Raw genomic sequence first — 10,536 nt, forward strand, 5'->3', positions numbered from 1 at the left:
TAATAGAAACATTACGCAACATTGGTTCACGTATTACTCCCGCAGTTTGTTGCAAGCTTTAGACAATCGCTATGGTGATTTAGCTTGTCTTTAAGTAGTTGGAATACAGGTTCGTGCGAGAGAAAATGATGATAGGCGGGTAAAAATATGTACGCGACTCAACAAACAGAAAAAACGCGTCTAGGTGATATTCTTTTAGATAAAGGCCTAATAAACGAAACGCAGTTGAATGAAGCAATTGCTTCTCAGCAAGGCACTGATCTGCCCTTGGGTCAGATTCTCGTCGATAAAGGCTGGTTGAGTCGTAGACAGATTGACCAAGCTCTTAAAGTACAGAGTAAATTACGTAGCGCCATTGTTTCTTCGATTATTAGTTTATCTCCCTTGGCTTTGGTTGGTTGTGGCTCAGCAGCGACCTCTGACGAAGAACCTGTAGAAATTCAGCAAGTTGAAGAGCCTGGTGGGCAAGAGGCTCAGGGGAACAGTGAAGAGGCTTCCAACGATTCTTCAGATAATTCAAGCGATGCTGGAGATACTGGCGGCTCAGTAGTCGGTGGACAAGATGACAGTGGCTCTGACGACCAGCAAGCGGGCAGTGGGGAAAGTCAAAGCGGGTCGAGTGATTCTAGCGGTAGTGACAACGAAGGTTCTTCTGACGCTACTGACGGGCAGGAGCAAGAAGCGTCTCTCGGCGCTATAGAATTTAGCTGGGCTTATCCAAGTCAGCGAGCGGATGGTTCAGATTTCGAAGTTTACGAAATACAGGGCTTTAGAATCTATCAAGTTGCTGGTAACGGTGAGGTTGATACTGTTCATGAGGTCGATGGTCTAGATACCTCATATATTGTTACTGAGCTGGCCGATGGTGATTATCATTTTGCAATTACCGTTGTAGATACTGACGGCCTCGAAAGCGACTTATCCGACTCTATTTCTGTAACAATCTAATCGTCTTTTTTCAATAAAGCTCAGATTACCTGGATCTGAGCTTTTTAAGTTCTTTCAAAACAATTCTTAGTGGCTACGGCTACTTTTGTTTCCATATATCCTTGTTACTTGACTGGCTGCTTGACTGATTTCCGCGGGATTGCTTTTGAGTAGGGCGTCTTTTTGCTCTTCTAGGCTTATTTTTATCGGAGTCGGTCTTCGCCTGATTGCCGTGCTGCTCGGCTTTTGGCTTTTTGGGTTTCTTGGGCTTTTTTGCTTTGATCGGACGAGTATCTAGCTGGGATTCGGGTAGGGAGTGCACAGGTTCGAAGCCTTCGACCGTTCTACGTTGAATCACTTGTTTAGTTAACCGTTCAATACCTTTGAGTTCTTTAAATTCATCGGCACAAACCAAAGATATCGCTAAACCATCCGACCCCGCGCGGCCGGTTCTACCTATTCTGTGCACGTAATCTTCAGATACGTGAGGTAGCTCAAAGTTAACAACCTGAGGTAGCTGATCTATATCGATGCCGCGTGCTGCAATATCAGTCGCAACTAAAACTTGAATGACACCAGACTTAAACTCTTGTAGGGCTCGAGTTCGGGCACCTTGACTTTTATTGCCGTGAATCGCGGCAGCTTTGATACCTGCCCCTTCGAGAACTCTTGTTAGGCGGTTTGATCCATGTTTGGTACGACAAAAAACCAAAGTTTGTTGCCAGTTTTCTTCCTTAATCAATTGGCATAAAAGTTTTGATTTTCTATTTTTATCGACTGGGTATATCCACTGCTCAATTGTTTTTGCTGTTGTATTACTGGGACTAACTGAGACCTCAACGGGGTTATGTGTAAACTCTCTTGAGAGCATCTTGATTTCGTCTGAAAAGGTGGCTGAGAATAATAGGCTTTGCCTTTTCTTTGGAAGCAAGGAAATAATTTTCCGAATATCCCTTATAAAGCCCATATCTAGCATTCTGTCAGCTTCATCGAGAACAAGGATTTCGAGGTCTTCAAATTTCACTGCATTTTGAGAGTGTAGGTCGAGAAGACGTCCCGGAGTGGCTACAAGTATATCGAGACCTTTACGTAGCAGCATCATCTGAGGGTTAATCTTGACGCCACCGTAGACAACAGAAGAACGTAGAGGAAGGTGTTTCGAATACTGCTCAACACTTACGGCAATTTGTGCTGCGAGTTCTCTGGTTGGGGCGAGGATAACTGCACGAACTCGATTACCTTTTGGTTTTTCGCCTTTAACGAGACGATCTAGGATGGGCAATGTAAAACCAGCAGTTTTCCCTGTGCCGGTTTGTGCTGCTGCTAAAAGGTCATGGCCGGCAAGTACTTCAGGTATAGCTTTTTCTTGTATAGGGGATGGGGTTTTATACCCTAATTCTTCAATAGCTTTTAATAGTGGAAGCGAAAGACCTAAAGACTCGAAACTCATAAACTGCTCAACTGTAGGGGCTGTACAATAACAATACAGCCAAAATAAGGAGAGCGAGCTTATAGGATTCTAGTGGTTGGCGCTAGTATTGTTTTTGAGCGATAGCTGTTCACGATGTTTAAGAAATCAAGGCATAAACTCCTGATTGATCTTGTCGATCGAGCCATCCCGGTACATCTGTTTAAGATGTTTGCGAATGTTTTTAATCACTGCAGGCGAAATCGATAGGTTGCAGCCGATTGCTCTAAGATGTGTAAAAAAATCTAATGCAGATTTCTTAATTTCGATGTTCTCAGTGTGGGATATGTAGTGTGCCGCTACCGCGTCTGTTTCCCAAAAGTCTATACGGCCTGCTCTTAATTTATGAATATTTGCGGAATTCTTTGCAACGATCTCTACCTCAAAACCCATGCCTTTAAGATATGCGCCACTCGCGCTGCCCAAGTGGCTGCCTATGCGATACGGTTGGGCATCCATTAAGGTGATGATCTTTCGATCCAAGTGCTGATCTATTGTTTGAAACAAACCATTTCTTGAGATCAAAATGGGGCTAATCCAGGTAAACTTTACCTCACGTTCTTGATTTCGTTCGATCGGGAGTACGCAGGTGTTGGGTGTCTTCTCTGCAAAGATTAGAGCTCGCTTTTTAGGCATCAAATAAAAATCATACTCCATGCCTGCTCTTTGAAATAGCTCACTAATAATAATTTCCACAAGCCCCTTTTCTTGTTGCGCATCATCAAATACGTAAGGGGGGTCAACAAAGCTAATAATACTTAATGCCTGCTTTTGCTCAGACACTAGGGGATTGCTAAGGAGCAATAGCAGTAAGAATAATGCGGTTCGCATATAAGTGCATATTCTATTTCCAGACACGGATTGCCTCCTTATAGGGTAAGGTAGCAGCTGGTGGGAAACTAGATAGTGCCGGTTTTGGTGCCCCCGCTTTTTCTAGCCAATATAGCTCTGTTTGCTTTGGGTTCAATTTCGGCGCGCAGGGGCCGGTTTGTTGTGTCGATAAGTTTTCAAGTACCGTGTCAAACGCGCTTGCCATACCATACATCGCTCTGCGCACGGTAGCTCTCTCTGCGACAGCCTCACCAACGAATTGCCACCAGAGATTAGATAGCTTGGTATAGTCTGGTACATTTGAACCGGTTGGCGTCCATACATCGCGCCCGGTACTTCTATAAAACTCTACAAGTCCGCCAAGCTTTTTCGCTTTGTTAGTAAAAGGCGCAGAGTTGATATCGGACAGGCGTATCGGAGTGAGGCCAACAAGCGTTTTCTTGAGCGATACGGATTTAGAGACCAAGAATTGGGCATACAGCCAAGCGGCCTTAATACGTTTTATAGGGGTGTTTTTCAGGAAGGTCCAAGGGCCTGCGTCCTGATAGCCTAATTTCATTCCTTTTTCCCAATATGCACCTTTGGGTGATGGGGCCATTCTCCACTTAGGTGTGCCGTCGCTGTTGACGATAGCTGTGCCGGGTTTGGTTAGTGCTGCTGTGAAAGCGCTGTACCACCAAATTTGTTGTGCAATGTTGCCCTTGACTAGCCAATTACCAGCTTCGGTAAAGTTCATTGTTTTTGCTTGGGGAGGTGCGTATTTATTCAGCCATTCAATATACTTCTCTACTGCGTATATCGCAGCAGGGCTGTTCAGCGCGCCTCCTCTTGCGACACTAGCACCGGCAGGACGACAATCTTCTACACGAATTCCCCAATCGTCTACCGGGGTACCGTTTGGTAAGCCTTTATCACCGGTGCCTGCTAGTGATAACCAAGCATCTGAGATCCTCCAGCCTAAAGAGGGGTCGCGTTTTCCATAGTCCATATGTCCCCATACGCGTTGGCCATCGAGTTGTTTGACATGTACTGTAAAAAATTCAGCAATATCTTCGTAAGCCTGCCAGTTTTGGGGGACGGCTAAGTCGTAGCCATAAATCTTGTTAAATTGTGCTTGTAAGTCAGGACGGGCAAACCAGTCTGCGCGGTACCAATATAAATTAGCAAACTGTTGATCCGGTAATTGGTATAAGTGTCCTTCCGGGCTGGTAGTAAACTTAAGCCCTATAAAGTCGTTTAGGTCGAGTGTAGGTAGGGTAACTTTTGCACCCTCATTTTTCATAAAGGTGTCTAATCTCAGCGTTTCATTTGAACGAATGTGAAAGCCTATTAAATCGCTATCGTTGATGTAGGCGTCATATAGACTTTTACCCGTTGATATCTGAGCTTGCATCTTTTTAATGACATCGTCTTCGCCGGTTATTTCATGTACGACATGTATACCTGTGAGTTCAAAAAAGGCCTTTGCTAGGGTATTGGCTTCATAAAAGTGCGTATCGATTCGTTCGGATACAACACGTACCTGAATATCTTTGTAGTCTTGTGCTGCATCAGCGAACCAAGCGAGCTCTTGGTATTGTTCTTGTGGTGTAAGCGTGGAGGGTTGCAGTTCTGTACTAATAATTTGGTGTGCGCGTATCTGCCACTCAGCGTTATCTGAGGGACGAAGTGCCCAACTATTGATGGAGCAGAGCAATGTCAGCAGGCCGATGCAAAGCTTTACGAGCATGTGCTAATTCCCTTGAAAGTCTGGAAATGAAGAGCGTTAACTACAAGTATAGTTGGTGTTGTGAATGTTGTATGATTTATATGCAGGTATTAATGATAATAACGAAATGATGGTGTAAGCGACTTTTGCATACAAGTAAAGACTAATGAATTTAAGTCAATTTATGGTGTGTAATGTTTTTGTATTACAAGGTTCATATTTACGTCACCTTTCATGGTTATTATTCTTGTATGTTGTCTGTAACAAATCTGACTTATTTGTGAAATATAACTGAAATAATTCGGGGATACACTTCCAGCTCTTTAAAATTATGAGAGTTGGAACCTTGAAGCTATCATCCAAAATTCGATCCGTCGCACAGCTTAGTTCACTAACGTTGCTATTTGCTGGCGCCACATCTTACGCAGCAAATACTAATTTAGATTCCCTTGAAAATATCTCTCAGGAATTGGTTGAGATACGTCAGCAGATCTCGTCTTTGCACGATGAAATCAACTTCAAGAAAGATAGTTTCAATGATCAGATACGGTCTTACTCTAACCAAAAATCTGACTTGGATGTAAAGATTAGCCGTTCTGAGTTGAATATCAAAGACCTACAGCGCGAGCTAGAAAAACTTCAAACAGCTAATAAAGATAAGTTTGAAGCCTACGACGAGGTTAGCCCGGTTCTTAAAAATGTTATTGCAGAGCTTAAGGTTTCTCTAGCTGATTCGATTCCATTTAAGTTGCCGCAGCGCTTGAAAGCCTTAGATGATATTGAGCATCGCTTAATTACAAATATTATCACGCCTAACAAAGCAGCTAATCAGCTATGGGCCTTTGTAGAAGATGAGTTAATCCTGGGTCGAAGCAGTGGTATTTATAATGAGTCGCTGTTTATTTCGGGTGAAGACAAGCTAGTTAAGGTTTTACGCTTAGGAAAAATAGCGATGTTTTTCAAAACCTCTGATGGTGAATATGGGGTGATTAAGCAAGAGAGTAGCGGATGGAATCAAGCTTCAATAAGCGGAAGTGAAAATCTACGCGAACTTGATTATTTATTTGATTCTTTCAATAAGAACATCCGCAACGGATTGTTCAAGGTACCTAACTTTCTTCCTGCTAACACTTCCTCGAATTAATTTTAGGCCTAACACGGATATTTGATGTAATGAATATGAGTAACTTAATACGATTATTATCGCTAATGATGGTGGTTTTCAGCTTATCATTTACTGTTCAGGCAGGAGAGCTAGAGCAGGCATATCAGAAGGAATATGCTTATCTGGTCGCTGAGAAAAAGGCTTTAGAGCAACGCTTGGTTAAGTTGTCCGAATCTCAGGAAATTACCTTGAAGAAACTTCAGGGTGATATTGATGGCCTGCAAAAAAGCTATTTAAAGAAAAAGAATCAGGTCGATCGTCTCAATCAGGATATTGTCGAAGCCTCGCGTGATGTCGACTTCAATGAGAATGACCAATTACTGCTTGAAACAACTCTTATACAGGCTCGCTCAAGTTTGAGTAAGCTGGGTGTAAATGTTGATGAAGCCTTAGATATGGATAAGCAATTAGGGCAGGCGTTTAAAGAAGCTGCGAAGACATTGCATTCTGATAGTGGTGTAAATAAGGCTCAGGCAACTTATTTTGATGTTTCCGGTAAAGAAGTTAACGGAGAAGTCTTGAATGTTGGTCGTATCGCTCGCTTTGGCTTGGATGCTGAAAATGGTGGCGTACTAGCGCCAAGCGGCAATGCTAAGTTTAAAGTTTGGGATACTGAGTCGTCCCAATCTATTCAAGGTGTCTTGGGTGGCGAATCAAATATCCCCGTATTCCTATTCGACAATGTTGATCTGGCGATAGAGAAACAGGCAGAAAAAGGTTTCTCTGATGATATTAAAGCAGGTGGCTTGATAGGTAAGATCATTCTTGCAATTGGCTTGTTAGGTTTAGCTTTAGTTGCTCTAAGAATTATCTTCTTGATTATGCTTGGTTCTGATATCCAAAAGAATACCGTTAGAGTCAATCAACTCGTTGAAAGTGATGGAATCGATGCGGCACTAAAAGCGTGTAAGAAAAACGCAAGCAGTGCTAATAGAGTTATCTCTGCAACGCTTCGTAATATCAAGAAAGAGCGAGACCATATCGAAGATATTATTTCAGAAGCAATCTTGTTCGAAAGCTCCAAAATAGATCGTTTCGGCTCAGCAATACTTGTTATTGCAGCGGTTTCGCCTTTGCTTGGCTTGCTAGGTACGGTTACCGGCATGATCGGTACCTTCGATATCATTACCGAATTTGGTACGGGTGACCCCAAGTTACTATCAACGGGTATATCTGAAGCCTTGGTGACAACTAAGTTTGGCTTGATCGTTGCGATCCCGCTGTTGCTGATAGGTAATATGTTGTCTAGCTGGGCACTTCGCACCAAGAACGGCCTAGAGCGTGCAGCGCTCAACGTGATAAACACCCATAAAGAATCGACAAATGTGTAATTAAGCTCATAGCTACCTAGGCCTTGGGTCTTGGTAGCAAGCTTTCCATTGATTATTAGATTCTGTTTATAGGGAACACGAATGTTAGAAATTATCCCCAATACCAGTACCTTGCTCGAATACTACGAGATGGGGGGCTTTGTTATGTTGCCTCTCATTTTTGTCTCTATTTTGTTGTGGTTCGCCTTGGTCTACAGAGCGATGAATATTCGTTCGGCGCAACATAACCCTCGAGACTTGGTTCGTCGGGCAAAAAAGCAAAAAAAGAAATTTTTAAAACTTAAATCTACGACGGCTGAAGCGGCTAAATTTGCGATGGATACCTCGCGAACGGTTTCATCTCCGGAGCTTTTGAAAGCGCTGATAGATGAAGAGTTTTCAATTATTAAAGAAGGCTTGGGCAAACATAAAACGCTAGTTCGCTCATTGGTTGCTGTAGCACCACTGCTTGGTTTGCTCGGTACCGTAGATGGCATGATTGAAACGTTTAATTCGCTAGGCGATATGGCCTTGTTTAGCCAGTCAGGTGGTATTGCCGGGGGCATTAGTAAGGCATTGTTTACCACTCAAATGGGATTAGCGATTTCTATTCCTGGCTTAATGATCGGAAGGATCATCGAGCGAAAGGAAAGGAATATTTATCGTGAGCTTGACCAGATCCGCGACCTGGTTGTTGCAAGATCTAAAGAGAGTAGCAAGCGTCAACAGCAAGCTTAATAACTGACTCATATATACCGGCACTGAATTGTTATGGGGCCTGGTAACACAAGATTTAAAACGAGGCATGAGCCATGAGATATAGACAAGAAACTGAAGAAGAAGGTCAGATCGACATTTCACCCTTGATTGATATGGTATTTATCCTATTGATCTTCTTTATGGTTACCACAACCTTTGTAAAAGATATGAAGCTGGACCTAGACCGACCCAGTGCATCGAGCGCCGCAGCGGCATCAACCAAGGCCACACGCGTATTCATCGATAAGTTAGGTGATGTCTATGTCGATAATCAGCCTGTCAGAATTTACAGCCTGCAGAGTAAACTTCGCGACATGTTGCGCGTTAGTACAGATAAGTCGGTACTGGTTGTAACCGATGAGAACGTACCGGCGAAGCTAGTTTTGGAGGTTATTGACCAATGTAAACTTTCCGGCGCGACTGATGTCGGTGTCGCCACCGAGCAAGAGTCCTGAGTATACGCTGATGATTAGATACGTATGGGCTATTGCAGCGGCGATTGTTGTTCCGTTCCTTATTTTTGTTTTGGTGATTGGTCTTAACGAGTCCGATATTGAAAAGGATTCGGCGAAAGATGATGCAAGCAACTTTGATGTTGCCAAGAAACAGGTTATCAAAAAACCAAAGCCGAAGCCGAAACCTAAGAAAAAGAAACGACAGCAGCCGCAAAAACTACCCTCAATCAAGCCTGCAAATGTTGGCGCGAATCTGGGGGGGGCTGGGCTAAGTTTCGGTGTTCCTCAGTTTGATGAAACAGAATTTTCTGAGTTTTCTGATAACGATCTTCTAGCAGGATCTAGTGATCAGGCCATGGACAAAAGTAGCGTCGATACGCCTCCGAAGGTTCGAAAGCGTTCTCCGATTGTTTATCCGGAGCTCGCAAGAAAGCAGGGTGTTAGTGGCTACGTCACCATGAATGTTCTGATCGATGAAAGTGGCAATGTTGAAGACGTTGAGATTCTTGACTCTAAGCCTGAAGAGATATTTGACCTGAAGGCCGACAGTACCATTCGTCGTTGGAAATTTGAGCCTGCCACCTACAACGGTAAGAAGGTGAAGGTTTGGGCGATGCAAAAAATAGTATTTAAGTTGGATTGATATGCACATGAAATTATTTGTGGCAGTAGTGATGTGTCTCATGTGGTGTTTGCCATCCAGCGCAGCAGCACAAAAGACAGAAAAAATAGACTATGTAGCACTAGGCGCGACGTTGGTTAAAGACGGCTACATACAGCGAGCGAAAACAGTACTGGAAAAAGCTGAGGTAACAAAAGAAGGTTTTGATTTTAGTACTTATTACACACTGAAAGGGATAGTGTTTAATAAAACCGGCTATCCGAAGATCTCGAATATATTCTTCGATGCTGCAATTGAAAAGGGTCAAACAAAAGAGTCTGTATATCTTTATATTGCCCGAAATCATTGGCAGCGAATGGAGTATCAAGGTGTAATCGACGCGCTTGGTAAAGCGGGTCAGGCAGCCTTAGATAATCCTCAAATGTTGGTGATCAAAGCCGAAGCCTTTAAGCAGCTTGATGATATGAACTCCGCCTGGGCGACCTTGGACGAAGGTATTGAACTGCACCCAGAGTATTCGCGCTTCTACAGTCAGAAGTTTTATTACCTATTAGAGCTTGGCTTTTATCAAAGTGCTAATGACTACGCGCACCGTTATCTAGAAAGTGAAAACTATTCGGCAAAAGAATATCTGGCGGTAGCGTTTGCCCTAAGAGAGAGTGGTCAGAAAGATGCCGCTGCGGCTCTGCTAGAAGAAGGTGTGATCAAATATAACGACGATGATAAGTTGCTTGAGTTGCTTGGTCAGGTCTACATAGACCAAGAAAAGTACTTAATGGCTGCCTTGGTCTTTGACTGGGCGTCGATACGCTTCCCGAAGTTTTCTGCTAAGGCAGCAACCCTTTATCTGAAGTCTGGCGAACCAGTAAGGTCTTTACAGTTAAACCGTCGTATCAATCAGCAGGAAGAAAAGTTTAGACAGCGTGTTGGTATCGATATTTACCTCGAAGACTATGAGTCGATGGTTGCAAAGACTGACTCCTTACAACGCTATGACTTGTTGAAAGACGAAAATATCTTGTATGCACTTGGTTTTGCGCATTATAGAAATGGTGATTATGAGCAGTCTAAACGCTTACTGCAAAAAATCACTGATAGCCAATTATTCCAGAAAGCTTCCCATTTATTTCAGCAAATAGAGATCTGTCAGAATGACCCGTATGCATGCCGTTAAATTACTCCTAGCGAGTCTTCTATGTTTGTTCTCGGCAAGCGTGTTTGCAGCTGAGCAAACTGCTAAAAAAGAGAATTTATTTATCTTCGTTTTCAAAGAAGGTGTGGCGCAATCGAA

At 43.2% G+C, this 10,536-nt stretch carries 10 protein-coding genes; 7 read left to right on the forward strand and 3 right to left on the reverse strand.

The genetic code is table 11. From position 1 onward, the window contains the following. The first annotated feature begins 147 nt into the window (after positions 1–147). Positions 148–948, forward strand: coding sequence for a hypothetical protein (locus tag A3756_RS08335; RefSeq protein WP_068507789.1), 801 nt, complete (start codon positions 148–150; stop codon positions 946–948). 79 nt (positions 949–1,027) lie between these two features. Here A3756_RS08335 and A3756_RS08340 read toward each other — a convergent pair whose 3' ends face one another. From A3756_RS08340 to A3756_RS08350, 3 genes are all read right to left on the reverse strand, one after another. Beyond that, on the reverse strand, positions 1,028–2,377 hold the full coding sequence (locus A3756_RS08340) for a DEAD/DEAH box helicase (protein WP_068553317.1): 1,350 nt from the start codon (positions 2,375–2,377) through the stop codon (positions 1,028–1,030). Positions 2,378–2,503: 126 nt separating this feature from the next. After that, on the reverse strand, positions 2,504–3,178 hold the full coding sequence (locus A3756_RS08345) for an ABC transporter substrate-binding protein (RefSeq protein WP_197470085.1): 675 nt from the start codon (positions 3,176–3,178) through the stop codon (positions 2,504–2,506). 61 nt (positions 3,179–3,239) lie between these two features. Next, on the reverse strand, positions 3,240–4,955 hold the full coding sequence (locus tag A3756_RS08350; protein WP_068553319.1) for an ABC transporter substrate-binding protein: 1,716 nt from the start codon (positions 4,953–4,955) through the stop codon (positions 3,240–3,242). 325 nt (positions 4,956–5,280) lie between these two features. Here A3756_RS08350 and A3756_RS08355 point away from each other — a divergent pair, with 325 nt between their 5' ends. From A3756_RS08355 to A3756_RS08380, 6 genes are all read left to right on the forward strand, one after another. After that, positions 5,281–6,078, forward strand: coding sequence for a DUF3450 family protein (locus A3756_RS08355; protein ID WP_197470086.1), 798 nt, complete (start codon positions 5,281–5,283; stop codon positions 6,076–6,078). Between the two features lie 35 nt (positions 6,079–6,113). Then, positions 6,114–7,430: a MotA/TolQ/ExbB proton channel family protein gene (locus tag A3756_RS08360; protein ID WP_197470087.1), complete on the forward strand. Its 1,317-nt coding sequence runs from the start codon at positions 6,114–6,116 to the stop codon at positions 7,428–7,430. Between the two features lie 81 nt (positions 7,431–7,511). Next, entirely contained in the window at positions 7,512–8,147 is a 636-nt protein-coding gene (locus A3756_RS08365; RefSeq protein ID WP_068553322.1) for a MotA/TolQ/ExbB proton channel family protein, read from the forward strand. Positions 8,148–8,221: 74 nt separating this feature from the next. Continuing rightward, entirely contained in the window at positions 8,222–8,623 is a 402-nt protein-coding gene (locus A3756_RS08370) for a biopolymer transporter ExbD (RefSeq protein ID WP_068553323.1), read from the forward strand. A 10-nt stretch (positions 8,624–8,633) separates the two neighbouring features. Continuing rightward, complete coding sequence (locus A3756_RS08375; protein ID WP_068553324.1) at positions 8,634–9,266, forward strand: energy transducer TonB; 633 nt, start codon at positions 8,634–8,636, stop codon at positions 9,264–9,266. Between the two features lie 7 nt (positions 9,267–9,273). Then, positions 9,274–10,419 (forward strand): lipopolysaccharide assembly protein LapB, encoded by a 1,146-nt coding sequence (locus A3756_RS08380; protein WP_156490370.1) that lies wholly within the window; start codon positions 9,274–9,276, stop codon positions 10,417–10,419. The last annotated feature ends 117 nt before the right edge of the window (positions 10,420–10,536 follow it).

Source organism: Oleiphilus sp. HI0086 (assembly GCF_001635225.1).

Coding starts and splice junctions, on each gene's coding strand:
- A3756_RS08335 (WP_068507789.1), top strand. CDS start 148: ATGTACGCGACTCAACAAACAGAAAAAACGCGTCTAGGTGATATTCTT.
- A3756_RS08365 (WP_068553322.1), top strand. CDS start 7,512: ATGTTAGAAATTATCCCCAATACCAGTACCTTGCTCGAATACTACGAG.
- A3756_RS08375 (WP_068553324.1), top strand. CDS start 8,634: ATGATTAGATACGTATGGGCTATTGCAGCGGCGATTGTTGTTCCGTTC.
- A3756_RS08350 (WP_068553319.1), bottom strand. CDS start 4,955: ATGCTCGTAAAGCTTTGCATCGGCCTGCTGACATTGCTCTGCTCCATC.
- A3756_RS08380 (WP_156490370.1), top strand. CDS start 9,274: ATGAAATTATTTGTGGCAGTAGTGATGTGTCTCATGTGGTGTTTGCCA.
- A3756_RS08340 (WP_068553317.1), bottom strand. CDS start 2,377: ATGAGTTTCGAGTCTTTAGGTCTTTCGCTTCCACTATTAAAAGCTATT.
- A3756_RS08370 (WP_068553323.1), top strand. CDS start 8,222: ATGAGATATAGACAAGAAACTGAAGAAGAAGGTCAGATCGACATTTCA.
- A3756_RS08360 (WP_197470087.1), top strand. CDS start 6,114: ATGAGTAACTTAATACGATTATTATCGCTAATGATGGTGGTTTTCAGC.